This window comes from Actinoplanes hulinensis (assembly GCF_019429605.1).
In the GTDB taxonomy this organism is placed as follows: Bacteria; Actinomycetota; Actinomycetes; order Mycobacteriales; family Micromonosporaceae; genus Actinoplanes; species Actinoplanes campanulatus.
The window spans coordinates 566,638-591,838 of the sequence record NZ_JAHXZI010000001.1 but is presented as its reverse complement, the minus strand read 5'-3'; the positions used below and the strand labels follow the sequence as shown (position 1 = coordinate 591,838).

Sequence of the window (25,201 nt, the reverse complement as noted above, 5' to 3'; positions counted from 1 at the left end):
CGGCGATATCAGTGGGAGGGGCCGCGCATCCGAAGCGGCCCCGCCATCTACCACAGGAGCAAGAGAAATGGCACAGCGCAGCAAGGTGTACCGCGCCGCCGTCGAGAAGATCGACGTCAACAAGCTCTACGAGCCGAAGGACGCGGTCGCCCTCGCCAAGGAGACCGGCTCCGCCAAGTTCGACGCCACCGTCGAGGTCGCGATGCGCCTCGGTGTCGACCCGCGTAAGGCCGACCAGATGGTCCGCGGCACCGTCAACCTGCCGCACGGCACCGGTAAGACCGCCCGCGTGATCGTGTTCGCCCAGGGCGCGAAGGCCGAGGAGGCCGTCGCGGCCGGCGCCGACGAGGTCGGCACCGACGAGCTCGTCGCCCGGATCCAGGGTGGCTGGCTGGACTTCGACGCCGCGATCGCGACGCCGGACCAGATGGCCAAGATCGGCCGGATCGCCCGGATCCTCGGCCCGCGTGGCCTCATGCCGAACCCGAAGACCGGCACCGTGACCATGGACGTCACCAAGGCCATCAACGAGATCAAGGGCGGCAAGATCACCTTCCGGGTGGACAAGCACTCCAACCTGCACCTGATCATCGGCAAGGCGTCCTTCTCGGCGGAGCAGCTGATCGACAACTACGGCGCGGTCCTCGACGAGGTCCTGCGCTCGAAGCCGTCGGCCGCCAAGGGCAAGTACCTGAAGAAGGTCACCATCACCACCACGATGGGCCCCGGCATCCAGGTCGACCCGAACGTGCAGAAGAACCTGCGCGGCGCGGACGCCACCGCCTGACGGTCGCATCTCTCGAAATCCCCCGGGGACGTCCCCGGGGGATTTCGTGTTTCCGGGCCTGCGTCGAAGGCGGTCTCTGTGGCAGGCTTCCGGCCGTGCGCTTCGACAAAGTCTGGTTCCGGTACGCGCGACGCGCCGACTGGACGCTCCAGGACATCGACGCCGCCGTGGAGCCCGGGCAGACGATCGTGGTGCTCGGCCGCAACGGCGCCGGCAAGTCGACCCTGCTGCAACTCGCCGCGGGGGTGCTCCGCCCGTCCCGCGGCGTGGTCCGCGACCGGCCGGCCGTGGTGGGCTGGGTCCCCGAACGTTTCCCGGCCGCCCAGCCGTTCACCACGATCGGCTACCTGCGATCGATGGCCGAGGTCCGTGGCCTGCCCGCCGCCGGCGCCGACCGGTGGCTCGAGCGGCTCGGCCTCACCGGGCACGCCGAGACCCCGCTGCCGGACCTGTCCAAGGGCACCGCGCAGAAGGTCGGCCTGGCCCAGGCTCTGCTCACCACACCCGGCCTGCTGGTCCTGGACGAGCCCTGGGAGGGTCTCGACGCCCCGTCCCGGCAGCTCATCCCGGAACTCGTCACCGAGGTCACCGGTGCCGGCGGCGCGGTCCTGGTCAGCGATCACCGCGGCGAGATCGCCAACCTGCCGGGCGCGATCCACTGGACCGTCACCGGCCACGGGCTGCACCACACCGGCGAGCCCGAGCCGGACACCGGCGCCGACGAGGTGGTGGTCGAGGTGGTGGCGCGACGGCACGAGGCCGCCGCGACGGTGGACCGGCTCCGTGCCTCCGGTCACCGTGTCCTCGGGGTCCGGGAGCGAGACCCGGCCGGGGTACGGGGAACGAGCTCCTTCCCGGGGCAGAGGGCGATGGGCGTACCCGGAATCGAGAGCACCGAGAGCGAGGGGCGATGATCGCGCTGACCCGGATGCGCCTCGCCGGTTTTCTGCGCGGTGGCCGCGCCGTGGCGCCCCTGATCACCGTGCTGGTGATCCTCTCCGTCCTCTACGGTGGCGGGCCGTCGCTCGCCATGCACGCCTACGCCTACTCGGCGGTCTGCCTGTTCCCGGTCCTGGCCTGGCTCACCAAACTGGTGCTGGACACCGAACCGGACGCTCAGCGCCGGCTGGCCCGCCTCGCGGTCGGCCCGTTCCGGGAGGGTGCCGGCGGCCTGCTCGCGGCCGTGCTCCTCGCCTCGGTGGTGTGCCTGGCCGCGATGCTGGCCCCGTGGCCGTTCGGCGCGATCGCCCCGCCGCGACCCGATACCGCCGAACCGTCGACGCAGACCGGCATCCTGCTCGGGATCTTGGCACACGTGCTGTCGACGGCCGCCGCCGTGACGCTGGGCGCCCTGTCCGGCCGAGCGGTCACCCGGCGGGTCCTGCCCGGTGTCGTGGTCCTGGTGAGCGGCTCGATCCTGGTCATCGTGCTCGGACTGACCGGCTCGATCGCCCCGTGGCTGGTGCCGCCGGTGATGGCCACCGCCCGGGAGATGGGCGGGGACCACCCCCCGAACGCCGCCACCCTGCTGGTCCTGGTCGTCTGGACGGTCCTGTGGTGTGCCGTGGCCCTCGCCGGGTACGCCGGCTTGCGGCGCGCACGCTCGTAGTCCGCCCCGATTTGGCGTTCCGTGACAGGTCCGCGTACTCTCCATCTCGAAGTTCCACCCATAGACCGCTGGTCGCCGCAGCAGCCGTCATCTCGACGGACGCCGTGGCCGAAGGTCCCGCTGAAAGCGGGCGACCCGCGTAGGGAGAACGGTTCGTGATCGTCGACCGCGTGTGAGCGTGTGTTCGAGTCCGCCCCGTGCCCTGCGCCGGGGCGTTTTGCTTTGTACGGACCCTCTCGACCAGTGGCTGAAGCACTGAGAGAGGAGGGACATGGCGGACAAGCCGGTCCGGGCCGACAAGGCTTCGGCTGTTTCCGAGCTCACGGATCACTTCCGTGGTTCGGCGGCCACCGTGTTGACCGAATACCGCGGCCTCACCGTGAAGGAGCTCACCGAGCTCCGGCGGTCGCTGGGCGGCGAGAACAAGTACGCCGTCGCCAAGAACACGCTCGCGAAGCGTGCCGCGGCTGACGCGGGTATCGAGGGCCTCGACGCGCTGTTCACCGGTCCTACCGCGCTCGCCTTCGTGAACGGTGACGTGGTCGAGGCGGCCAAGGGCCTCCGTGCCTTCGCCAAGGCCCACCCCGTTCTCGTCATCAAGGGCGGTGTCTTCGAGGGCAAGGCCATCACGGCGGACGAGGTCAACAAGCTTGCTGACCTCGAGTCCCGTGAGGTTCTGCTGGCCAAGCTGGCCGGCGCCATGAAGGCCAACCTGAGCAAGGCCGCTGCCACCTTCCAGGCGCCCCTCACCAAGACGGTGCGCACGGTCGAGGCTCTGCGGGCGCAGCGCGAGCAGGCCGGTTCCACCGAGGCCTGATGCCTCGCGTGAACCGTTAAACGTCAGAAAACTTAGGAAAGGTTGCCTCACATGGCGAAGATCAGCACCGAAGACCTGCTCGAGGCCTTCAAGGAGATGACCCTCATCGAGCTCTCCGAGTTCGTGAAGGAGTTCGAGAACGTCTTCGACGTCAAGGCTGCCGCTCCGGTCGCCGTTGCCGCCGCCACGGGTGCCGCCCCGGCCGAGGCCGAGGTTGAGAAGGACTCCTTCGACGTCGTCCTCGAGGGCGACGGTGGCAAGAAGATCCAGGTCATCAAGGTCGTGCGTGAGCTGACCGGCCTGGGCCTCAAGGAGGCCAAGGACGCCGTCGAGTCCGCCCCGAAGGCGATCCTCGAGGGTGTCAACAAGGAGAAGGCCGAGGCCGCCAAGGCCAAGCTCGAGGGTGAGGGCGCCAAGGTCACCCTCAAGTGATCTAACGCTCCACAGTGTCATCAGTCGATGGCGGGGATCCGTTCCGGGTCCCCGCCGTCGCTGTTTCTCCAGCCGTCCGCGCAGCTCAACGGCGTGCCGCCGAGCCGTCTTCGCGCCGGGTGGCAAAGACTGTCAAAGTTCGCCATTTGTACGTCGAGGCGCCTCCGGTGTGCCGGGCGGATGACCGCAGGCGTCCGACCCGCGGCACAGCCCTTGACTGTGTGTCGGCGGACAGGCACGCTGACATCAGCAAGTTTCCGCGCTTGCGACAGCCGCCCGCTGGGTAACGGATCTACTGCCGATACCTGTCGGACCGGCACCAGAGGGTTAGTTGCCGCGTTTCTGAGCGGCCCCGTCCCGGCCCTGACCGCAGAGGTCCAGGTCAGCCGCGACGGTGGCATGTTCCGCAGGCCACCTCAGGTGTGGGCTGGACAGCGGTTAGCCAAGCGGCTACACTGCTAGTTTGCGCTGCCTTCTGTCTTGATGCCTCTCGGGATATCCATGTGGATAACTTCCCGGGGGCTCATTGGAGTGCACGCAGACCAGTTGCATCAGCAACTCAGCCGCATAGCAGCACCGGTCCTCGGAAGGACGCATCTTGGCAGCTTCCCGCCCTGCGAAGACCAGCCGTACGTCGAGCGCTTACGCACCCCGCCGGGTCTCTTTCGGCCGGATCACCGAGCAGCTAGAGGTCCCCAACCTCCTCGCACTCCAGACCGAGTCCTTCGACTGGCTGGTCGGCAATGAGGGTTGGCAGGCCCGGACGACGGACGACCCGCACGCCCACTCGGGCCTCGCAGAGATCCTCGAAGAGATCAGTCCCATTGAGGACTTCTCCGGCACCATGTCGCTGTCCTTCTCGTCTCCGCGCTTCGACGAGGTGAAGGCCTCGATCGAGGAGTGCAAAGAGAAGGACCTGACCTACTGTGCCCCGCTGTTCGTGACCGCGGAGTTCACCAACAACACCACTGGCGAGATCAAGAGCCAGACCGTGTTCATGGGTGACTTCCCGATGATGACCCCCAAGGGGACGTTCGTCATCAACGGCACCGAGCGGGTCGTGGTGAGTCAGCTCGTCCGTTCGCCGGGCGTGTACTTCACCAAGGAGCCGGACAAGACCTCCGACCGCGACCTCACCAGCGTCAAGGTCATCCCGAGCCGGGGTGCCTGGCTGGAGTTCGACATCGACAAGCGCGACACCGTCGGTGTCCGTATCGACCGCAAGCGTCGGCAGGCCGTCACCGTCCTGCTGAAGGCGATCGGTTGGTCCGCGGACCAGATCCGTGAGCGCTTCGGCTGGTCCGAGCTGCTCATGACGACGCTGGAGAAGGACCACATCGCCGGGCAGGACGAGGCCCTGCTAGACATCTACCGCAAGCTGCGCCCTGGCGAGCCCCCCACCCGGGAGAACGCGCAGACCCTGCTCGACAACCTCTTCTTCAACCCGAAGCGGTATGACGTCGCCAAGGTCGGCCGGTACAAGTTCAACAAGAAGCTCGAGATCGACGTGCCGATCGTCCGTGGCACGCTCACCGAGGAAGACGTCGTCAAGACCGTCGACTACCTCTGCCGGCTGCACGCCGGTGAGGACGGTTACGAGGCCGACGACATCGACCACTTCGGCAACCGGCGCCTGCGCACGGTCGGCGAGCTCATCCAGAACCAGGTCCGCGTGGGCCTCTCCCGGATGGAGCGGGTCGTCCGCGAGCGGATGACGACCCAGGACGTCGAGGCGATCACGCCGCAGACCCTGATCAACATCCGGCCGGTCGTGGCCGCGATCAAGGAGTTCTTCGGCACCTCGCAGCTGTCGCAGTTCATGGACCAGACGAACCCGCTCGCGGGTCTGACCCACCGTCGCCGTCTGTCGGCGCTCGGCCCGGGTGGTCTGAGCCGTGAGCGGGCCGGCTTCGAGGTCCGCGACGTGCACCCGTCCCACTACGGCCGGATGTGCCCGATCGAGACCCCTGAGGGCCCGAACATCGGTCTGATCGGCGCGCTCTCGACGTTCGCGCGGGTCAACCCGTTCGGCTTCATCGAGACGCCGTACCGGAAGGTCGAGAACGGTGTCGTCAGCGACGAGGTGCACTACCTCACCGCCGACGAGGAAGACCGGTTCATCAAGGCCCAGGCGAACGCCGTGCTGTCCAGCGACGGCACCTTCGCCGAGGACCGCGTCCTGGTCCGCCGTAAGGGCGGTGAGGTCGACTACGTGCCCGGCACCGAGGTCGACTACATGGACGTCTCGCCGCGGCAGATGACCTCCGTCGCGACCGCGATGATCCCCTTCCTCGAGCACGACGACGCGAACCGTGCCCTCATGGGCGCGAACATGCAGCGTCAGGCCGTTCCGCTGGTCAAGGCGGAGTCGCCGCTCGTCGGCACCGGCATGGAGTACCGTGCCGCGGTCGACGCCGGTGACGTGGTCGTCGCCGAGGTCGGCGGTGTCGTCGAGGACCTGTGCGCCGACTACGTGACGGTGCACCAGGACGACGGCCACCGGCGTACCTACCTGCTGCACAAGTTCCGCCGGTCGAACGCGGGCTCCTGCGTCAACCAGAAGCCGATCGTGTTCGAGGGCGACCGCGTCGAGGCCGGCCAGGTCATCGCCGACGGTCCCTGCACCGACGAGGGCGAGATGGCGCTCGGGCGCAACCTGCTCGTCGCCTTCATGTGCTGGGAGGGCCACAACTACGAGGACGCGATCATCCTGTCGCAGCGCCTCGTGCAGCAGGACGTCCTCACCTCGATCCACATCGAGGAGCACGAGGTCGACGCCCGCGACACCAAGCTGGGCCCGGAGGAGATCACCCGCGACATCCCCAACGTCAGCGAGGAGATGCTCGCTGACCTGGACGAGCGCGGCATCATCCGGATCGGCGCCGAGGTCGTCCCCGGCGACATCCTGGTCGGCAAGGTCACCCCGAAGGGTGAGACCGAGCTGACCCCCGAGGAGCGCCTGCTCCGCGCCATCTTCGGTGAGAAGGCCCGGGAGGTCCGGGACACCTCGCTGAAGGTTCCGCACGGCGAGACCGGCACGGTCATCGGCGTCCGGACGTTCTCCCGCGAGGACGGCGACGAGCTGCCCCCGGGTGTCAACGAGCTGGTCCGGGTCTACGTCGCCCAGAAGCGGAAGATCCAGGACGGCGACAAGCTCGCCGGCCGGCACGGCAACAAGGGCGTCATCTCCAAGATCCTGCCGGTCGAGGACATGCCGTTCCTGGAGGACGGCACCCCGGTCGACATCGTGCTCAACCCGCTGGGTGTGCCCTCGCGTATGAACATCGGCCAGGTCCTGGAGACCCACCTCGGGTGGATCGCCAAGACCGGTTGGTCGGTCGAGGGTGAGGACGAGGACTGGAAGCGTCAGCTCCGCTCGATCGAGGCCCACGAGTCCTCCGCCGACAGCAACGTCGCGACCCCGGTCTTCGACGGTGCCCAGGAGGAGGAGATCAAGGGTCTGCTCGAGTCGACGCTGGTCAACCGCGACGGCAAGCGGCTGGTCAACGGCGACGGTAAGGCGCAGCTGTTCGACGGTCGCTCCGGTGAGCCGCTGCCGGACCCGATCTCGGTCGGCTACGTCTACATCCTCAAGCTGAACCACCTGGTCGACGACAAGATCCACGCTCGGTCGACCGGCCCGTACTCGATGATCACGCAGCAGCCGCTGGGTGGTAAGGCGCAGTTCGGTGGCCAGCGGTTCGGCGAGATGGAGTGCTGGGCCATGCAGGCCTACGGGGCGGCCTACGCCCTGCAGGAGCTGCTCACCATCAAGTCCGACGACGTCCTGGGCCGAGTGAAGGTCTACGAGGCCATCGTCAAGGGCGAGAACATCCCGGAGCCGGGAATCCCGGAGTCGTTCAAGGTGCTTCTCAAGGAGCTCCAGTCGCTGTGCCTGAACGTTGAGGTGCTGTCCAGCGACGGTGTGGCGCTCGAGATGCGTGAGACCGACGACGAGGTCTTCCGGGCCGCGGAGGAACTCGGCATCGACCTGTCCCGTCGCCCGAACGAGGGCGTCAGCAGCGTCGAAGAGATCTGACGGAGAGCGTCCTCGGCCGGCCCCGATCACCGGGGCCGGCCGGGGGCGCCCCCGCCGGCCTTGAATTCACCCGAGCAACGAAACACGAGGGATAGTCCAAGTGCTCGACGTCAACTTCTTCGACGAGTTGCGCATCGGCCTTGCTACCGCTGACGACATTCGGCAGTGGTCGCACGGCGAGGTCAAGAAGCCCGAGACGATCAACTACCGCACCCTCAAGCCCGAGAAGGACGGACTCTTCTGCGAGAAGATCTTCGGTCCGCAGCGGGACTGGGAGTGCTACTGCGGTAAGTACAAGCGCGTCCGGTTCAAGGGCATCATCTGTGAGCGCTGTGGCGTCGAGGTGACCCGCTCCAAGGTCCGGCGTGAGCGCATGGGCCACATCGAGCTGGCCGCCTCCGTCACCCACATCTGGTACTTCAAGGGCGTCCCGAGCCGGCTGGGCTATCTGCTCGACCTGGCTCCGAAGGACCTTGAGAAGATCATCTACTTCGCCTCGTACGTGATCACGAGCGTTGACGCCGAGTCGCGTCACCGTGACATGTCCACGATCGAGAACGAGATCTTCGCCGAGAAGCGCCAGTCGGAGAACGGCCGTGACTCGGAGATCGAGAAGCGTGCCGCGAAGCTGGAGCAGGACCTCGCCGAGCTCGAGGCCGAGGGTGCCAAGGCCGACGTTCGCCGCAAGGTCAAGGAAGCCGGCGAGCGCGAGATGCGCCAGATCCGGGACAAGGCGCAGCGCGAGATCGACCGCCTCGACGAGGTGCTCGACACCTTCCGCAAGCTCGACTCGAAGCAGCTGGTCACCGACGAGCTGCTCTACCGCGAGCTGCGTGACCGCTTCGGTGAGTACTTCACCGGCGGCATGGGTGCCGAGGCGATCAAGGCTCTGCTCCAGAACATGGACCTGGACGCCGAGGCGGAGAACCTTCGGGAGATCATCCGCACCGGTAAGGGACAGCGGAAGATCCGGGCGCTCAAGCGGCTCAAGGTCGTCGCGGCGTTCCTGAACACCCGTAACTCGCCGCTCGGCATGGTCCTGGACTGCGTCCCGGTCATCCCGCCGGACCTGCGCCCGATGGTGCAGCTCGACGGTGGCCGGTTCGCGACCTCCGACCTGAACGACCTGTACCGCCGGGTCATCAACCGGAACAACCGCCTCAAGCGTCTGATCGACCTCGGCGCGCCCGAGATCATCGTGAACAACGAGAAGCGGATGCTCCAGGAGGCCGTCGACGCGCTGTTCGACAACGGTCGTCGTGGCCGTCCGGTCACCGGTCCGGGTAACCGCCCGCTGAAGTCGCTCTCCGACATGCTCAAGGGCAAGCAGGGCCGGTTCCGTCAGAACCTGCTCGGCAAGCGGGTCGACTACTCCGGTCGTTCCGTCATCGTCGTCGGCCCCCGGCTCAAGCTGCACCAGTGCGGCCTGCCGAAGCAGATGGCGCTGGAGCTGTTCAAGCCGTTCGTGATGAAGCGCCTGGTGGACCTCAACCACGCGCAGAACATCAAGTCGGCCAAGCGGATGGTCGAGCGGCAGCGCCCGGTCGTGTGGGACGTCCTCGAAGAGGTCATCTCCGAGCACCCGGTTCTGCTGAACCGTGCGCCGACCCTGCACCGCCTCGGCATCCAGGCCTTCGAGCCGCAGCTGGTCGAGGGCAAGGCGATCCAGATCCACCCGCTCGTCTGCACCGCGTTCAACGCGGACTTCGACGGTGACCAGATGGCGGTCCACGTGCCGCTGTCGGCCGAGGCGCAGGCCGAGGCGCGGATCCTGATGCTGTCGTCGAACAACATCCTCAAGCCGGCCGACGGCAAGCCGGTCACCATGCCCACCCAGGACATGGTCATCGGGCTGTACTACCTGACCCACATGACGCCCGGTGCCAAGGGCGAGGGCCGGGTGTTCAGCTCGGACGCCGAGGCGCGGATGGCGTTCGACAACGGCGAGCTGCACCTCCAGGCGCCGGTGAAGATCCGCCTCCGGGACGTCATCGGGGTGGACAACGGGGCCAAGGGCGAGGCCTGGGTCGCGCCGGAGGAGTGGGTCGAGGGTGACCCGGTGCTGGTCGAGACCACGCTGGGCCGCGTCATCTTCAACGAGACGCTGCCCACGGGCTACCGGTACGTGAACTACGAGATCCGCAAGGGTCAGCTGTCGGCGATCGTCAACGACCTCGCCGAGCGCTTCCCCAAGGTCGCCCTGGCCGCGACCCTGGACGCGCTCAAGGAGGCCGGCTTCCACTGGGCCACCTGGTCCGGTGTGACGATCGGCATGGGCGACGTCATCGGTCCTCCGCGCAAGCCGGAGATCCTCGCTCGGTACCAGGTCGAGGCGGACCGCATCGACAAGCAGTACCAGCGTGGTCTGATGACCGGTGAGGAGCGCCGCGGCGAGCTCATCGAGATCTGGACCAAGGCGACCAACGAGATCTCCAAGGAGATGGAGACCGCGCTGCCGCAGGAGAACCCGCTCTGGGTGATGATCAACTCCGGCGCTCGCGGTAACCTCCTCCAGCTCCGGCAGATCGCCGCGATCCGTGGTCTGGTGGCCAACCCCAAGGGCGAGATCATCCCGCGGCCGATCACCTCGTCGTACCGTGAGGGTCTGACCGTTCTGGAGTACTTCATCTCCACGCACGGCGCCCGTAAGGGTCTGGCTGACACCGCCCTGCGTACCGCCGACTCGGGTTACCTGACCCGTCGTCTGGTGGACGTCTCGCAGGACGTGATCATCCGCGAGGAGGACTGCGGCACCGAGCGCGCGATCCCGATGCAGGTGGGCGAGCGCGAGGCGGACGGCACCCTGGTCGTGCACGTGCACGCCGAGACCGGTGTGCACGCCCGTACGCTGGCCGACAACATCGACGACGCCAACGGCGACCGTGTGGTGTCGCGTGGTGAGGACCTCAACTCGATCCTGGTCGACAAGCTGGTCGCGGCCGGCGTCGAGACGGTCCGGGTGCGCAGCGTTCTCACCTGTGAGTCGAAGCTCGGCGTGTGCGCGGCCTGCTACGGCCGTTCGCTGCCGACCGGCAAGTCGGTCGACATCGGCGAGGCCGTCGGCATCATCGCGGCCCAGTCCATCGGTGAGCCCGGCACGCAGCTGACGATGCGTACCTTCCACACCGGTGGTGTCGCGGGTGAGGACATCACCCAGGGTCTGCCGCGTGTGCAGGAGATCTTCGAGGCCCGCGTGCCCAAAGGCAAGGCGCCCATCGCCGACACCCCGGGACGCGTCCGCATCGAGGACGGCGAGCGGTCGCGGAAGATCATCGTGGTGCCGGACGACGGCAGCGACGAGATCGTCTACGACAAGATCTCGAAGCGGGTCAAGCTCCGCGCCCACGACGGCGACCACGTCAACGTCGGCGAGAAGCTCACCGAGGGCACCATCGACCCGCACGAGCTGCTCCGCATCATGGGCCCGCGCGCGGTTCAGGTCCACCTGACCAGTGAGGTCCAGGAGGTCTACCGCTCGCAGGGTGTGCTCATCCACGACAAGCACATCGAGATCATCATCCGCCAGATGCTCAAGCGGGTGACGGTCATCGACTCCGGCGCGACCGAGTTCCTGCCGGGTGTGCTGGTCGACCGGGCGCTCTTCGAGTCGGAGAACCGCCGGCTCGTGGGCGAGGGCGGCGAGCCCGCTGCCGGTCGTCCGGTGCTGATGGGTATCACCAAGGCCTCGCTGGCGACCGACTCCTGGCTCTCGGCGGCCTCCTTCCAGGAGACCACCCGGGTGCTCACCGACGCTGCGATCAACTCGCGCAGCGACTCGCTGGTGGGCCTCAAGGAGAACGTCATCATCGGTAAGCTCATCCCGGCCGGTACCGGTATCTCCAAGTACCGCAACATCCGGGTCGAGCCGACCGAGGAGGCCAAGGCGAAGGTGTACTCGATGACCGGGTACCCGGAGACCGACTACGGGTTCGGGCCGGCCAGCGGGCAGGCCGTGCCGCTGGACGACTTCGACTTCGGGTCGTACCGCTAAGGGTTTCTCCGCATGGGGCGGTCGCGCGAAGCGCGGCCGCCCCATGGGCGTTTCTAGGATGGTGGCGTGACGCTTCCCGTAGTTCCCACCCGTCACCCGATGGACCCCGAGCCGGTGCCGATGACGAAGGCCCGGGCGGTCTTCGCGCTGGGCCTGGTGGGGCTGCTCACCGGGCCGCTGGTGGGTGGGGTGATCCCGGCCACGCTGGCGTTGCTCCTGGCCCGTCAGTCGGCTCGTCAGGCGTACGCGGCGGGGGGTTATCTGACCGGCTCGGCCTGGATCCGGCGGGGCCGCCAGCTCGCCTGGGCCGGGCTCGTGCTGGCCGCGACAGCCCTGGTGGTGGCCTTGATCGCGGGGCTGTTGCACCTGGTGGCGGCGCCGGGCGGGCAGGATTTCGCGCCCGGCACCGACTGACCGGCACGGTTCGGCGCGGCTCGGGTGGGCTGCACGGCCGCTCGTACGGGTGACATGCTTGGCGATATGACGCAGCCCCCGGGTCAGCCCTACCAGCCGTCCTACGGCCCCTCGTACGGTCCTGGGCCCGGCTACGGGGCGCCGTCGCCGTACGGATCTCCCTATGGTTTCCAGCCGCCTCCGCCGCCGGTCTCGGCGGGCTGGCAGCCGGAGCGGCTGGAGCAGGTGACCGGGACCGAATTCGGTCTGGTCCATCTTCAAGTCGCGCCGATCACGTCGGGGCCGGCCATCGGTTCGCTGGCAGCCGGCATCGCCGCGATCGTGATCTCCTTCGCGGCCCTCTGCTTCGGCGTCTCCGGCGCCGAGGCGGGCTGGGGCGGATGGGTCGCTGGCGCGTTCGCGCTGCTCAGCGTCCTGGCGTGCGGGGGAGCGGTGGGTGCCGCGGTGATCGCCAGGCGGCAGATCGCGGGCACCGGTGAACCGTGGCGGGTCCGTTTCACCGGCCGCGGCCTGACCACCGCCGGGATTATCTGCGGCCTGATCGGTGCACTTCTGGCGGTGCTGTCGTTGGCGATGGGGCTGACGTTGCAGTTGTCATGAGCGGACACCGGCTCTCGAGGCCACCGCGGAGCCCGGATCCGGCACCGCGGCGATGGTGTGCTGAGCGACCCGGTACACTGGTATACGGAGATGTCCATCGTGGGAGCCTGGGTTCATTTTGACCTGGGTGCGCAGGGTGGGTAGTCTTTCCCCTCGTGCCCGGGCTCGCCCGGGCAACTCGTGCGTGCACCCGTTTCGGAACGTGCGACGGGTAGAGCACCACGACGGGCAGGGCTCATGAAGGCCCTGTTCACTACAGACAACATCCGGAACGCGTGAACCTTCACGCGCGATGGGACCGTGAGCCGGACGACACGCCCGACCGCGGGTGCCGGACGCTTCCTCAGGGAGGCGGCCGGCACACAGAGGCAGAAATACACGGTGCGGCCGTACAACAGGAAACGGCCGAAGGGAGCGGAGAAACCCGGTGCCCACGATCCAGCAGCTGGTCCGCAAGGGCCGCCAGGCGAAGACGAGCAAGACGAAGACGCCGGCGCTGAAGGGAAGTCCTCAGCGGCGCGGCGTGTGCACGCGCGTGTACACCACCACCCCCAAGAAGCCGAACTCTGCGCTGCGCAAGGTCGCTCGTGTGAAGCTCAGCAGCCAGATCGAGGTCACGGCGTACATCCCGGGCGTCGGTCACAACCTGCAGGAGCACTCGATCGTGCTCGTGCGCGGCGGCCGTGTGAAGGACCTTCCGGGCGTTCGCTACAAGATCGTTCGCGGTTCGCTCGACACCCAGGGTGTCCGGAACCGCAAGCAGGCCCGCAGCCGTTACGGCGCGAAGAAGGAGAAGAGCTGACATGCCGCGTAAGGGACCCGCTCCGCGCCACCCTGTGGTCGCTGACCCGGTGTACAACTCCCCGCTGGTAACGCAGCTGGTCAACAAGATCCTCGTCGGCGGCAAGCGTCAGCTCGCCGAGCGCATCGTGTACGGAGCCCTCGAGGGCTGCCGTGAGAAGAGCGGTGGCACCGACCCGGTGGTCATCCTCAAGCGCGCCATGGACAACGTGAAGCCGACCCTCGAGGTCCGCAGCCGCCGTGTCGGTGGCGCGACCTACCAGGTTCCGGTCGAGGTCCGCACCCCGCGTCAGACCACTCTCGGTCTGCGCTGGCTGGTCCAGTACTCCAAGGCCCGCCGCGAGAAGACCATGATCGACCGCCTGCAGAACGAGCTGCTCGACGCCAGCAACGGCCTCGGTGCCGCGGTGAAGCGTCGCGAGGACACCCACAAGATGGCGGAGTCCAACAAGGCCTTCGCGCACTACCGCTGGTAAGACCCTGCTGCGGGCCCGGCCTCCGGCCGGGCCACGGCAGTCGTACCGGTCCTAGAGACGACGACGAAGAAAAGTAGGGATGGAAGTGGCCGCCGCAGAAGCGCTCGCCAAGGTTCGCAACATCGGCATCATGGCGCACATCGACGCTGGTAAGACCACGACAACCGAGCGCATCCTGTTCTACACCGGCATCACGTACAAGATCGGCGAGGTCCACGAGGGCGGCGCCGTCATGGACTGGATGGAGCAGGAGCAGGAGCGCGGTATCACCATCACTTCCGCCGCCACCAAGTGCGAGTGGAAGGGTCACACGATCCAGATCATCGACACGCCCGGCCACGTCGACTTCACGGTCGAGGTCGAGCGGTCGCTGCGCGTGCTCGACGGCGCGGTGGCGGTCTACGACGGCGTTGCCGGCGTGGAGCCCCAGACCGAGAACGTCTGGCGTCAGGCGGACAAGTACAACGTCCCGCGGATGTGCTTCGTCAACAAGCTGGACCGGACCGGCGCGGACTTCTTCCGCTGCGTGCAGATGATGATCGACCGGCTGAACGCGACGCCGCTCGTGCTCCAGATCCCGATCGGGCTCGAGGGCGACCACATCGGTGTCGTCGACCTGATCGAGATGCGCGCGCTCACCTGGCGTGGTGAGACCCAGAAGGGTGAGGACTACGCGGTCGAGGAGATCCCGGCCGACCTCACCGACCAGGCTGCCGAGTGGCGCGAGAAGCTCATCGAGACCCTGGCCGACGTCGACGACGCGGTGATGGAGAAGTACCTCGAGGGCGAAGAGGTCTCGGTCGACGAGATCCGGGCCGCCATCCGGCGCGCCACGATCGCCAGCAAGGCCAACCCGGTGCTCTGCGGCTCGGCGTTCAAGAACAAGGGTGTGCAGCCGATGCTGGACGCCGTTGTCTCGTTCCTGCCGTCGCCGCTGGACATCCCGGCCATCGAGGGCACCGCGACCGACGGCGAGACGTCGATGCTGCGGAAGCCGTCGAACGACGAGCCCTTCTCGGCGCTGGCCTTCAAGATCCAGACCGACAAGCACCTCGGCAAGCTCACCTACGTCCGGATCTACTCCGGCACGCTCGAGTCCGGTTCCCAGGTGGTCAACTCCACCAAGGACCGCAAGGAGCGGATCGGCAAGATCTACCAGATGCACGCGAACAAGCGTGAGGAGCGCGCCACCGCGCAGGCCGGCGACATCATCGCCGTCCAGGGTCTGAAGCAGACCACCACCGGTGACACGCTCAGCGACCCGGCGAACCCGGTCATCCTGGAGTCGATGACCTTCCCGGAGCCGGTCATCCAGGTCGCCATCGAGCCGAAGACCAAGTCGGACCAGGAGAAGCTGGGCACCGCGATCCAGCGCCTGGCCGAGGAGGACCCGACCTTCCGCGTCTTCAACGACGAGGAAACCGGCCAGACGATCATCGCCGGCATGGGCGAGCTCCACCTGGACATCCTGGTGGACCGCATGCGCCGCGAGTTCAGTGTCGAGGCCAACATCGGCAAGCCGCAGGTGGCGTACCGCGAGACGATCCGCGGCACCGTGGAGAAGCACACGTACGTCCACAAGAAGCAGACCGGTGGTTCCGGCCAGTACGCGAAGGTCGTCGTCAACGTCGAGCCGCTGTCGCTCGAGGCGGACGGCCCCACGTACGAGTTCGTGAACGCGGTGACCGGTGGTCGCATCCCCAAGGAGTTCATCCCCTCGGTGGACGCGGGCGCGCAGGACTCCCTCCAGTACGGCGTCCTCGCCGGCTACCCGCTGGTCGGCGTGAAGTTCACGCTGGTCGACGGTCAGTACCACGAGGTCGACTCGTCCGAGATGGCGTTCAAGATCGCTGGCTCGATGGCGATGAAGGAAGTGGCCCGCAAAGCCGACCCCGCGCTGCTCGAGCCGATGATGGCCGTTGAGGTCACCACCCCTGAGGACAACATGGGTGACGTCATCGGCGACCTCAACTCCCGGCGTGGCATGATCCAGTCGATGGAGGAGCGCCACGGCGCCCGCGTCGTCAAGGCTCTGGTGCCGCTCTCGGAGATGTTCGGCTACGTCGGCGACCTGCGGTCGAAGACTGCCGGCCGGGCTAGCTACAGCATGCTGTTCGACTCCTACGCCGAGGTTCCGCAGAACGTGGCGAAGGAGATCATCGCTAAGGCCACCGGCGCCTGACGCGTTGAGGCACGTGCGGCCTGTCGAGGGCCGCACGTGCACTGGCAGTCGACAGAGTCCTGAGCGCCTTATCGGCGTGCCGGGCGACAAGAAATGATCAGTCCACAGGAGGACACCAGTGGCGAAGGCGAAGTTCGAGCGGACTAAGCCGCACGTCAACATCGGCACCATTGGTCACATCGACCACGGTAAGACGACGCTGACTGCGGCCATCACGAAGGTCCTGCACGACGAGTTCCCGGACCTGAACCCGTACACCCCGTTCGACGAGATCGACAAGGCGCCGGAGGAGAAGGCCCGCGGCATCACGATCTCGATCGCGCACGTCGAGTACCAGACCGCGGCGCGCCACTACGCGCACGTGGACTGCCCCGGCCACGCCGACTACATCAAGAACATGATCACCGGTGCGGCGCAGATGGACGGCGCCATCCTGGTGGTCGCCGCGACCGACGGCCCGATGCCGCAGACCAAGGAGCACGTGCTCCTGGCCCGCCAGGTCGGCGTTCCGTACATCGTCGTCGCCCTGAACAAGAGCGACATGGTCGAGGACGAGGAGCTCCTGGAGCTCGTCGAGCTCGAGGTCCGCGAGCTGCTCAGCACCTACGAGTTCCCGGGCGACGACCTGCCGGTCGTGCGCGTGTCGGCGCTCAAGGCGCTCGAGGGCGACCCGGAGTGGACCGGCAAGCTCATGGAGCTGATGAACGCGGTCGACACCGCGATCCCGCAGCCCGAGCGTGAGACCGAGAAGCCGTTCCTCATGCCGATCGAGGACGTCTTCACGATCACCGGCCGTGGCACCGTGGTGACCGGTCGCGCCGAGCGTGGCATCCTCAAGCCGAACGAGGAGGTCGAGATCGTCGGTATCCGCGAGAAGTCGACCAAGACCGTCTGCACCGGCATCGAGATGTTCCGCAAGCTGCTCGACGAGGCCCGCGCGGGTGAGAACGTCGGTCTGCTGCTCCGCGGCATCAAGCGCGAGGACGTCGAGCGCGGCATGGTCGTCGTGAAGCCGGGCACCACGACTCCGCACACGGAGTTCGAGGGCCAGGTCTACATCCTCTCGAAGGAAGAGGGCGGCCGGCACACCCCGTTCTTCCAGAACTACCGCCCGCAGTTCTACTTCCGTACCACGGACGTCACCGGCGTCGTCACGCTGCCCGAGGGCACCGAGATGGTCATGCCGGGCGACTCCACCTCGATGGCCGTGAAGCTGATCCAGCCGATCGCCATGGAGCAGGGCCTGAAGTTCGCGATCCGTGAGGGTGGCCGCACCGTCGGCGCCGGAACGGTCACGAAGATCATCAACTGACGCTGAGGGTTGTTTGCGACACATTTCCGTCGTGAGCAACCCTCGCTGGTGACCCCGATTAGCAATGGCGGATTCAATCCGGCATACTAGTCAGGTTGCGTCCGCGCGGGGTGGGTGCCTGCTTTGGTAGGGACCCACCCTCGCCGGGTGTCCGGGCGTGTTCCTCTGCCGCCCGCGGACACCTCAGATCCCCGTGATCGACTGAAGTGCTTGCACTTCGCGTGGGCTCCTTATGCCGAGGGGCGCGACACGCCCGACCGCGGGGGTCGGACAACGCAGGATCAACCGTCCTGCGGGCATGCGGAGGTCAACCCGCTTCCGCAGGTAGCGGCATCGAGAGAAGGAAACAGAAGCCACCATGGCGGGACAGAAGATCCGCATCCGGCTCAAGGCCTATGACCACGAGGTCGTCGACTCCTCGGCGCGGAAGATCGTCGAGACGGTGACGCGTACCGGGGCGCAGGTCGCGGGCCCGGTGCCGCTGCCCACGGAGATCAACCGTTTCTGCGTGATCCGTTCGCCGCACAAGTACAAGGACTCGCGCGAGCACTTCGAGATGCGCACGCACAAGCGTCTGATCGACATCATCGACCCGACTCCGAAGACGGTCGACTCGCTCATGCGCCTCGACCTGCCGGCTGGCGTCGACATCGAGATCAAGCTGTAGGGATCGCGACTAATGGACAGGCAAGTTAAGGGGATCCTGGGCGCCAAGCTCGGCATGACCCAGGTCTGGGACAACAACAAGGTCGTCCCGGTGACCGTGGTTCAGGCCGGCCCGTGCGTCGTGACTCAGGTCCGCACCGATGAGAAGGACGGCTACGCGGCTGTCCAGCTGGCGTACGGCGCCATCGACCCGCGCAAGGTGAACAAGCCGGAGAGCGGCCACTTCGAGAAGGCCGGCGTCTCGCCGCGTCGTCACGTCGTGGAGCTGCGCACGGTGGACGCCGGCGAGTACGAGCTCGGCCAGGAGGTCACCGTCGACGCGTTCGCGGTCGGCCAGCCGATCGACGTGACCGGCAAGACCAAGGGCAAGGGCTACGCCGGTGTCATGAAGCGGCACGGCTTCCACGGTCTGCGCGCGAGCCACGGTGTCGAGCGCAAGCACCGCTCCCCGGGTTCGATCGGCGCCTGCGCCACCCCGGGTCGTGTCTTCAAGGGCGTCAAGATGGCCGGTCGCATGGGTGGCAAGCGCTTCACCGTGCAGAACCTGGTCATCCAGGCCGTCGACACCGAGCGCAACCTGATCCTGGTCCGCGGCGCGGTGCCCGGTCCCAAGGGCGCGCTGATCCTGGTCCGTTCCGCGGCGAAGAAGGGCGGTGCCAAGTGAGCTCGGTTGACGTTTTCAACGCTGAGGGCGCGAAGGCCGGCTCGGTCGAGCTCCCCGGCAACGTCTTCGGCGTGGAGCCGAACATCCCGCTGATGCACCAGGTCGTCGTGGCGCAGCTGGCCGCGGCCCGGCAGGGTACGCACAAGGCGAAGACGCGCGGTGAGGTCGCCGGCGGCGGCAAGAAGCCGTACAAGCAGAAGGGCACCGGCCGTGCCCGTCAGGGCTCGATCCGGGCGCCGCAGTTCACCGGTGGTGGCGTCGTGCACGGCCCCGTGCCGCGCGACTACAGCCAGCGGACCCCCAAGAAGATGAAGGCCGCCGCGCTGCGTGGCGCCCTCTCGGACCGGGCGAGCGAGAACCGCGTGCACGTGGTCGAGTCGTTCGTCACCGGCGAGAAGCCGTCGACGAAGACCGCGATCGCGACGCTGCGCAAGATCGCCGAGACCACCAAGGTGCTGGTCGTCCTGGACAGCCAGGACGAGCTGAACTGGGTGTCGCTGCGGAACGAGCCGACCGTTCACCTCATCGAGGCCGGCCAGCTCAACACCTACGACGTGCTGGTCGCCGACGAGGTGGTCTTCACGAAGGCCGCGCTCGACGAGTTCCTGGGCGGGTCCGAGAAGTCCGAGGAGGGCGACAAGTGAGCACGATCGCCGACCCGCGCGACATCATCGTCGCCCCGGTGGTCTCCGAGAAGAGCTACAGCGTTCTCGACCAGAACTGGTACACGTTCGAGGTCCGTCCGGACGCGAACAAGACCCAGATCAAGATCGCGATTCAGCAGATCTTCAACGTCCGCGTGCTGACCGTGAACACGGCGAACCGCGAGGGCAAGCGCAAGCGCACCAAGTCCGGTTGGGGACAGCGCAAGGCGACCAAGCGCGCGATGGTGAAGCTGGCTGACGGTGACCGTATCGAGGCCTTCGGCGGCCCGGTCAGCTAAGGGGTTTGTGAATCATGGCAATCCGTAAGTACAAGCCGACCACGCCGGGCCGTCGTGGCTCCAGCGTCGCCGACTTCGCCGAGATCACCCGGTCCACGCCGGAGAAGTCTCTGCTGGTCCCGCTGCCCAAGAAGGGTGGCCGCAACGTCCACGGTCGCATCACCACGCGACACCAGGGCGGTGGCCACAAGCGGCAGTACCGGCTGATCGACTTCAAGCGGAATGACAAGGACGGCGTGCCGGCCAAGGTCGCTCACATCGAGTACGACCCCAACCGCACCTCCCGTATCGCTCTGCTGCACTACGCCGACGGTGAGAAGCGCTACATCCTCGCGCCGAAGGACCTCAAGCAGGGCGACCGCGTCGAGTCGGGTGTGGGCGCGGACATCAAGCCGGGCAACAACCTGCCCCTGCGCAACATCCCGGTCGGTACGACGATCCACGGTGTGGAGCTTCGTCCCGGCGGTGGCGCCAAGCTGGCCCGTTCGGCCGGCGTCGGCATCCAGCTGCTCGGCCGTGAGGGTGTGTACGCCACGCTGCGTATGCCCTCCGGCGAGATCCGTCGCGTCGACGTCCGCTGCCGGGCGACGATCGGCGAGATCGGCAACGCCGAGCAGTCGAACATCAACTGGGGTAAGGCCGGCCGTATGCGGTGGAAGGGCAAGCGCCCGACCGTCCGTGGTGTCGCCATGAACCCTGTCGACCACCCGCACGGTGGTGGTGAGGGTAAGACCTCCGGTGGTCGTCACCCGGTCAACCCGGCTGGTAAGCCGGAGGGCCGTACCCGCCGCAAGGGCCAGGAGAGCGACAAGCTGATCGTTCGCCGCCGCTACGCCACCCGCAAGCGCGGGTAACGGGAGTTAAAGATGCCTCGCAGCCTCAAAAAGGGCCCGTTCGTCGATGACCACCTGCTCAAGAAGGTGGAAGTCCAGAACGAGAAGAACTCGAAGAACGTCATCAAGACCTGGTCGCGGCGCTCGACGATCATCCCCGACATGCTCGGGCACACGATCGCTGTGCACGACGGGCGCAAGCACGTCCCGGTCTTCGTCACCGAGGCGATGGTCGGGCACAAGCTCGGCGAGTTCGCTCTGACCCGTACGTTCAAGGGTCACGAGAAGGACGACCGCAAGAGCCGTCGTCGCTAAGCAGATACACGGATCTGAGGAATTAGGAGCTACAGCGATGCCAGTCAAGGGCGACGCTCCGGTGCTTCCGGGCGCGCGGGCGGTTGCGCGGCACGTGCGCATCTCGCCGAACAAGGCGCGCCGGGTGATCAACCTCGTTCGTGGTCTGCCCGCGAAGGAGGCGCTGGTCGTCCTGCAGTTCGCGCCGCAGGCCGCTAGCGAGCAGGTCTACAAGGTGCTTGCCAGCGCCGTCGCGAACGCGGAGAACAACGAGCGGCTCGACCCCGACGCCCTCCTCGTCAGCGAGGCGTTCGTCGACGAGGGCCCCACGCTCAAGCGGTTCCGTCCGCGGGCGCAGGGCCGGGCGTACCGGATCCGCAAGCGCACGTGTCACATCACCATCGCGGTCGAGGCGGTCCAGACGGCCCGCCCGGCGAAGAAGGCCGCAGCCAAGAAGGCTGCGCCGAAGGCCGAGTCCCAGAGCACGGAGGGTGCCGAGTAATGGGTCAGAAGGTTCACCCCACCGGGTTCCGTCTCGGCATTTCCACCGACTGGCGAAGCCGCTGGTTCGCGGACAAGCTCTACAAGGACTACATCGGCGAGGACGTCAAGATCCGCCGCATGATGTCCCAGGGCCTCGAGCGTGCCGGCATCTCCAAGGTGGACATCGAGCGCACTCGGGACCGGGTCCGCGTCGACATTCACACCGCCCGGCCGGGCATCGTCATCGGCCGTAAGGGTGCGGAGGCCGACAAGATCCGCGGGAAGCTCGAGAAGCTCACCGGCAAGCAGGTCCAGCTGAACATCCTCGAGGTCAAGAGCCCCGAGTCGGATGCCCAGCTGGTCGCGCAGGGTGTCGCCGAGCAGCTGTCCTCCCGGGTCAGCTTCCGTCGGGCGATGCGCAAGGCGATGCAGTCGGCGATGAAGAACCCGATCTGCAAGGGCATCCGGGTGCAGGTCTCCGGCCGTCTCGGCGGCGCGGAGATGAGCCGCACGGAGTTCTACCGTGAGGGTCGCGTTCCGCTGCACACGCTGCGGGCCAACATCGAGTACGGCTTCTTCGAGGCCCGTACCACGTTCGGCCGCATCGGCGTGAAGGTCTGGATCTACAAGGGCGACGCCGTTCCGGGTCGGGAGGTCGTCGCCGAGGCGCCGGCTCGCCCGCGCCGGGACCGTGCCGACCGCGCCGAGCGTCCGCGTCGTGGCCGTTCCGGTTCGTCCGGCACGACCGCGGGCGGCACCGAGGCCGGCCGGGCCGCGCAGGCCCAGGCGTCCGCCGACAACACCGCCGCTGCTCCGGCTGCGGCTGAAACGCAGCAGGAGGGCTGAGCCATGCTGATGCCGCGTAAGCCCCCGAAGGGCTTCCGCAAGCCGCACCACCCGGACCGCAGTGGCGCGTCCAAGGGCGGCAACCGGGTCGTCTTCGGCGAGTTCGGTATCCAGGCGCTGGAGCCCGCGTACGTGACGAACCGGCAGATCGAGTCGGCGCGTATCGCGATGACCCGCCACATCAAGCGTGGTGGCAAGGTCTGGATCTCGATCTTCCCGGACCAGGCTCTGACCAAGAAGCCGGCTGAGACCCGCATGGGTTCCGGTAAGGGTTCTCCGGAGTGGTGGGTCGCGAACGTCAAGCCGGGTCGCATCCTCTTCGAGATGTCCTTCCCGAACGAGACGGTCGCGCGTGAGGCGATGCGCCGCGCGATCCACAAGCTCCCGATGAAGTGCCGCATCGTGACACGCGAAGTGGGTGAAAGCTGATGGCAGCGGGCGTTAAGGCAGCCGAGCTCCGCGAGCTTCCTGAAGAGGAACTGGTCGCGAAGCTGCGGGAGGCCAAGGCGGAGCTGTTCAACCTTCGTGTGCAGCGCGCGACCGGGCAGCTCGACAATCACCGTCGACTGCAGGTCGTCCGCAAGGACATCGCGAAGATCTACACGATCATGCGTGAGCGCGAGCTGGGGCTCTCGGTCGCGCCGGATGAGGTGACGGCATGAGTGAGAACACCAGCACCGCTCCGCGCGCTCAGCGCAAGGTGCGTGAGGGTCTCGTGGTCGGCGACAAGATGGACAAGACCGTCGTCGTCGAGGTCGAGGACCGCGTCAAGCACGCGCTGTACGGCAAGGTCATCCGCCGTACGCGCAAGCTGAAGGTGCACGACGAGCAGAACTCGGCCGGCGTCGGCGACCGGGTTTCGATCATGGAGACTCGTCCGCTCTCCGCCACCAAGCGGTGGCGCATCGTGGAGATCCTCGAAAAGGCCAAGTGAGTGCGCTGGGCCGGCTCCGGCCGGCCCAGCGGACCATCGTTCCGCCAAGCTTCGGGCCTGCGGCCCGGAGAACTGGCAGACATAGGAGACAGACGTGATCCAGCAGGAGTCGCGACTGCGCGTCGCCGACAACACGGGTGCCCGGGAGATCCTGTGCATCCGGGTGCTCGGTGGCTCCGGTCGCCGTTACGCGAGCATCGGCGACGTCATCGTGGCCACGGTCAAGGACGCCATCCCCGGTGCCGGTGTGAAGAAGGGTGACGTCGTCAAGGCGGTCGTCGTCCGCACCGCCAAGGAGAAGCGCCGTCCGGACGGCTCGTACATCCGTTTCGACGAGAACGCCGCCGTCATCATCAAGGACGGCGGGGACCCCCGCGGTACCCGCATCTTCGGCCCGGTCGGGCGCGAGCTGCGCGACAAGCGGTTCATGAAGATCATCAGCCTGGCGCCGGAGGTGCTCTGACCGTGAAGATCAAGAAGGGCGACACGGTCGTCGTCATCGCCGGCAAGGACAAGGGCGCTAAGGGCAAGGTCATCGCGGCCTACCCGACGCGGGACAAGGTCCTGGTCGAGGGCGTCAACCGCGTCAAGAAGCACGAGCGCATCCGCACGAACCAGCGCGGTTCGAAGACCGGCGGCATCGTCACTCAGGAATCCCCGATCCACATCTCGAACGTGCAGGTGCTGGACGGCGACGGCAAGCCGACCCGGATCGGCTACAAGATTGACGAGAACGGCAACAAGGTCCGGATCGCGCGTACGACCGGTAAGGAACTCTCATGACTGCCGCCACCGAGACCAAGACGCTGCCGCGCCTCAAGCAGAAGTACCGCTCCGAGGTTGCGCCGGCCATCAACGAGCAGTTCAAGTACGGCAACCCCATGCAGATCCCCGGCCTGGTCAAGGTCGTCGTGAACATGGGTGTCGGCGAGGCTGCCCGGGACTCCAAGCTGATCGACGGCGCGGTCCGTGACCTGACCACCATCACCGGCCAGAAGCCGCTGGTGCGGCGGGCGACCAAGTCCATCGCGCAGTTCAAGCTGCGTGAGGGCATGCCGATCGGCGCGAAGGTCACCCTCCGCGGCGACCGGATGTGGGAGTTCCTGGACCGGCTGCTGTCGATCGCGCTGCCGCGTATCCGCGACTTCCGCGGTCTCGACGGCCGGAAGCTGGACGGGCACGGTAACTACACCTTCGGTCTGACCGAGCAGTCGGTGTTCCACGAGATCGACCAGGACCGGATCGATCGGCCGCGGGGCATGGACATCACGGTGGTCACCACCGCCACGACCGACGACGAGGGCCGGGCGCTGCTCAAGCTCCTGGGCTTCCCGTTCAAGGAGAACTGAGCATGGCGAAGAAGGCGCTGATCCTGAAGGCTGCCGCGAAGCCCAAGTTCGCTGTGCGTGCCTACACCCGCTGCCAGAAGTGCGGTCGCCCGCACTCGGTCTACCGCAAGTTCGGCCTGTGCCGGGTCTGCGTGCGGGACATGGCCCACCGTGGTGAGCTCCCCGGCGTGTCCAAGGCCTCCTGGTAACTTCCGTCCTCCGGCCCGCCGTTCGCGGCGGGCCGTCAGGCGGACCCGAATGTAATGCCGCTTCGCCGTAGGCCTGAGCCCGGCTCGGGAACCCCGGCGAGAAAGGTTGACGAATACCCATGACGATGACGGACCCGATCGCAGACATGCTCACGCGTCTGCGTAACGCCAACCAGGCGTACCACGACAAGGTGACGATGCCCTACTCGAAGATCAAGGCGAACATCGCCGAGGTCCTCAAGGCTGAGGGTTACATCGCCTCGTGGACGTCTGAGGAGCCCGAGGAGGGCGCGGTCGGCAAGCGTCTGGTCGTTGAGCTCAAGTACGGCCAGAACCGCGAGCGCAGCCTCGCCGGCATCAAGCGCGTCTCGAAGCCGGGCCTGCGGGTTTACGCCAAGTCCGACGAGCTGCCGCGCGTGCTCGGTGGCCTCGGTGTCGCGATCATTTCGACGTCCCAGGGACTGCTGACCGACAAGCAGGCCCGCAAGCGGAGCGTGGGCGGGGAAGTCCTCGCCTTCGTCTGGTAACTGGAGACTTAGAC

29 protein-coding genes are annotated in these 25,201 nt (G+C 67.2%); all 29 read left to right on the top strand.

Features of this window, described 5'->3' with window-relative positions; translation table 11 throughout:
• Nucleotides 1-67: 67 nt before the first annotated feature.
• The 29 genes from rplA to rpsH all read left to right on the top strand — a co-directional run bounded on the left by rplA (nt 68) and on the right by rpsH (nt 25,187).
• Complete coding sequence (rplA, locus tag KZ829_RS02895; protein ID WP_220142261.1) at nt 68-787, top strand: 50S ribosomal protein L1; 720 nt, start codon at nt 68-70, stop codon at nt 785-787.
• Between the two features lie 95 nt (nt 788-882).
• A complete protein-coding gene (locus KZ829_RS02890) occupies nt 883-1,701 on the top strand; it encodes an ATP-binding cassette domain-containing protein (protein WP_220142260.1) in 819 nt (272 codons plus the stop codon).
• The gene (locus tag KZ829_RS02885; protein ID WP_220142259.1) at nt 1,698-2,396 is read left to right on the top strand and encodes a hypothetical protein; all 699 of its coding nucleotides are present in this window, start codon (nt 1,698-1,700) and stop codon (nt 2,394-2,396) included. The genes KZ829_RS02890 and KZ829_RS02885 overlap by 4 nt, the downstream gene beginning before the upstream one ends.
• Nucleotides 2,397-2,667: 271 nt before the next feature.
• Nucleotides 2,668-3,213 (top strand): 50S ribosomal protein L10, encoded by a 546-nt coding sequence (gene rplJ / locus KZ829_RS02880; RefSeq protein ID WP_183222824.1) that lies wholly within the window; start codon nt 2,668-2,670, stop codon nt 3,211-3,213.
• A gap of 51 nt (nt 3,214-3,264) precedes the next feature.
• A complete protein-coding gene (gene rplL, locus KZ829_RS02875) occupies nt 3,265-3,645 on the top strand; it encodes a 50S ribosomal protein L7/L12 (protein WP_220142258.1) in 381 nt (126 codons plus the stop codon).
• 598 nt (nt 3,646-4,243) lie between these two features.
• Nucleotides 4,244-7,684: a DNA-directed RNA polymerase subunit beta gene (rpoB, locus tag KZ829_RS02870; protein ID WP_220142257.1), complete on the top strand. Its 3,441-nt coding sequence runs from the start codon at nt 4,244-4,246 to the stop codon at nt 7,682-7,684.
• A 100-nt stretch (nt 7,685-7,784) separates the two neighbouring features.
• Nucleotides 7,785-11,675 carry a DNA-directed RNA polymerase subunit beta' gene (locus KZ829_RS02865; protein ID WP_220142256.1) on the top strand — a complete coding sequence of 1,297 codons (3,891 nt, stop codon included), beginning with the start codon at nt 7,785-7,787 and terminating at the stop codon, nt 11,673-11,675.
• Nucleotides 11,676-11,774: 99 nt separating this feature from the next.
• A complete protein-coding gene (locus tag KZ829_RS02860; protein WP_220142430.1) occupies nt 11,775-12,089 on the top strand; it encodes a hypothetical protein in 315 nt (104 codons plus the stop codon).
• A 66-nt stretch (nt 12,090-12,155) separates the two neighbouring features.
• On the top strand, nt 12,156-12,689 hold the full coding sequence (locus KZ829_RS02855; protein WP_246634908.1) for a hypothetical protein: 534 nt from the start codon (nt 12,156-12,158) through the stop codon (nt 12,687-12,689).
• 427 nt (nt 12,690-13,116) lie between these two features.
• The gene (rpsL, locus tag KZ829_RS02850; RefSeq protein ID WP_014440718.1) at nt 13,117-13,491 is read left to right on the top strand and encodes a 30S ribosomal protein S12; all 375 of its coding nucleotides are present in this window, start codon (nt 13,117-13,119) and stop codon (nt 13,489-13,491) included.
• 1 nt (nt 13,492) lies between these two features.
• The gene (gene rpsG, locus KZ829_RS02845; protein WP_183222828.1) at nt 13,493-13,966 is read left to right on the top strand and encodes a 30S ribosomal protein S7; all 474 of its coding nucleotides are present in this window, start codon (nt 13,493-13,495) and stop codon (nt 13,964-13,966) included.
• A gap of 85 nt (nt 13,967-14,051) precedes the next feature.
• A complete protein-coding gene (gene fusA, locus KZ829_RS02840; RefSeq protein ID WP_220142255.1) occupies nt 14,052-16,148 on the top strand; it encodes an elongation factor G in 2,097 nt (698 codons plus the stop codon).
• 118 nt (nt 16,149-16,266) lie between these two features.
• The gene (gene tuf / locus KZ829_RS02835; RefSeq protein WP_220142254.1) at nt 16,267-17,460 is read left to right on the top strand and encodes an elongation factor Tu; all 1,194 of its coding nucleotides are present in this window, start codon (nt 16,267-16,269) and stop codon (nt 17,458-17,460) included.
• A 358-nt stretch (nt 17,461-17,818) separates the two neighbouring features.
• Nucleotides 17,819-18,127: a 30S ribosomal protein S10 gene (gene rpsJ / locus KZ829_RS02830; protein ID WP_007073037.1), complete on the top strand. Its 309-nt coding sequence runs from the start codon at nt 17,819-17,821 to the stop codon at nt 18,125-18,127.
• A 12-nt stretch (nt 18,128-18,139) separates the two neighbouring features.
• Complete coding sequence (rplC, locus tag KZ829_RS02825; protein WP_183222831.1) at nt 18,140-18,790, top strand: 50S ribosomal protein L3; 651 nt, start codon at nt 18,140-18,142, stop codon at nt 18,788-18,790.
• Entirely contained in the window at nt 18,787-19,434 is a 648-nt protein-coding gene (gene rplD, locus KZ829_RS02820; protein ID WP_220142253.1) for a 50S ribosomal protein L4, read from the top strand. The genes rplC and rplD overlap by 4 nt, the downstream gene beginning before the upstream one ends.
• On the top strand, nt 19,431-19,733 hold the full coding sequence (rplW, locus tag KZ829_RS02815) for a 50S ribosomal protein L23 (RefSeq protein ID WP_183222833.1): 303 nt from the start codon (nt 19,431-19,433) through the stop codon (nt 19,731-19,733). The genes rplD and rplW overlap by 4 nt, the downstream gene beginning before the upstream one ends.
• Before the next feature lie 14 nt (nt 19,734-19,747).
• On the top strand, nt 19,748-20,587 hold the full coding sequence (gene rplB / locus KZ829_RS02810; protein ID WP_183222834.1) for a 50S ribosomal protein L2: 840 nt from the start codon (nt 19,748-19,750) through the stop codon (nt 20,585-20,587).
• 12 nt (nt 20,588-20,599) lie between these two features.
• Nucleotides 20,600-20,881 (top strand): 30S ribosomal protein S19, encoded by a 282-nt coding sequence (gene rpsS, locus KZ829_RS02805; protein WP_014687760.1) that lies wholly within the window; start codon nt 20,600-20,602, stop codon nt 20,879-20,881.
• 37 nt (nt 20,882-20,918) lie between these two features.
• Nucleotides 20,919-21,362 carry a 50S ribosomal protein L22 gene (rplV, locus tag KZ829_RS02800; RefSeq protein WP_183222835.1) on the top strand — a complete coding sequence of 148 codons (444 nt, stop codon included), beginning with the start codon at nt 20,919-20,921 and terminating at the stop codon, nt 21,360-21,362.
• Nucleotides 21,362-22,189: a 30S ribosomal protein S3 gene (gene rpsC / locus KZ829_RS02795; RefSeq protein ID WP_183222836.1), complete on the top strand. Its 828-nt coding sequence runs from the start codon at nt 21,362-21,364 to the stop codon at nt 22,187-22,189. The genes rplV and rpsC overlap by 1 nt, the downstream gene beginning before the upstream one ends.
• A gap of 3 nt (nt 22,190-22,192) precedes the next feature.
• Nucleotides 22,193-22,618: a 50S ribosomal protein L16 gene (gene rplP, locus KZ829_RS02790; protein WP_014440729.1), complete on the top strand. Its 426-nt coding sequence runs from the start codon at nt 22,193-22,195 to the stop codon at nt 22,616-22,618.
• Complete coding sequence (gene rpmC / locus KZ829_RS02785; RefSeq protein WP_183222837.1) at nt 22,618-22,851, top strand: 50S ribosomal protein L29; 234 nt, start codon at nt 22,618-22,620, stop codon at nt 22,849-22,851. Before rplP ends, rpmC begins: the two co-directional genes overlap by 1 nt.
• Nucleotides 22,848-23,123: a 30S ribosomal protein S17 gene (gene rpsQ / locus KZ829_RS02780; RefSeq protein ID WP_220142252.1), complete on the top strand. Its 276-nt coding sequence runs from the start codon at nt 22,848-22,850 to the stop codon at nt 23,121-23,123. Before rpmC ends, rpsQ begins: the two co-directional genes overlap by 4 nt.
• Nucleotides 23,124-23,217: 94 nt before the next feature.
• Nucleotides 23,218-23,586 carry a 50S ribosomal protein L14 gene (gene rplN, locus KZ829_RS02775; protein ID WP_007073026.1) on the top strand — a complete coding sequence of 123 codons (369 nt, stop codon included), beginning with the start codon at nt 23,218-23,220 and terminating at the stop codon, nt 23,584-23,586.
• Nucleotides 23,583-23,906 carry a 50S ribosomal protein L24 gene (gene rplX, locus KZ829_RS02770; protein WP_220142429.1) on the top strand — a complete coding sequence of 108 codons (324 nt, stop codon included), beginning with the start codon at nt 23,583-23,585 and terminating at the stop codon, nt 23,904-23,906. The genes rplN and rplX overlap by 4 nt, the downstream gene beginning before the upstream one ends.
• The gene (gene rplE, locus KZ829_RS02765) at nt 23,903-24,472 is read left to right on the top strand and encodes a 50S ribosomal protein L5 (RefSeq protein WP_183222839.1); all 570 of its coding nucleotides are present in this window, start codon (nt 23,903-23,905) and stop codon (nt 24,470-24,472) included. Before rplX ends, rplE begins: the two co-directional genes overlap by 4 nt.
• Nucleotides 24,473-24,474: 2 nt before the next feature.
• Entirely contained in the window at nt 24,475-24,660 is a 186-nt protein-coding gene (locus KZ829_RS02760) for a type Z 30S ribosomal protein S14 (protein ID WP_020513598.1), read from the top strand.
• A 119-nt stretch (nt 24,661-24,779) separates the two neighbouring features.
• Nucleotides 24,780-25,187: a 30S ribosomal protein S8 gene (rpsH, locus tag KZ829_RS02755; protein ID WP_014440735.1), complete on the top strand. Its 408-nt coding sequence runs from the start codon at nt 24,780-24,782 to the stop codon at nt 25,185-25,187.
• Nucleotides 25,188-25,201 lie beyond the last annotated feature (14 nt).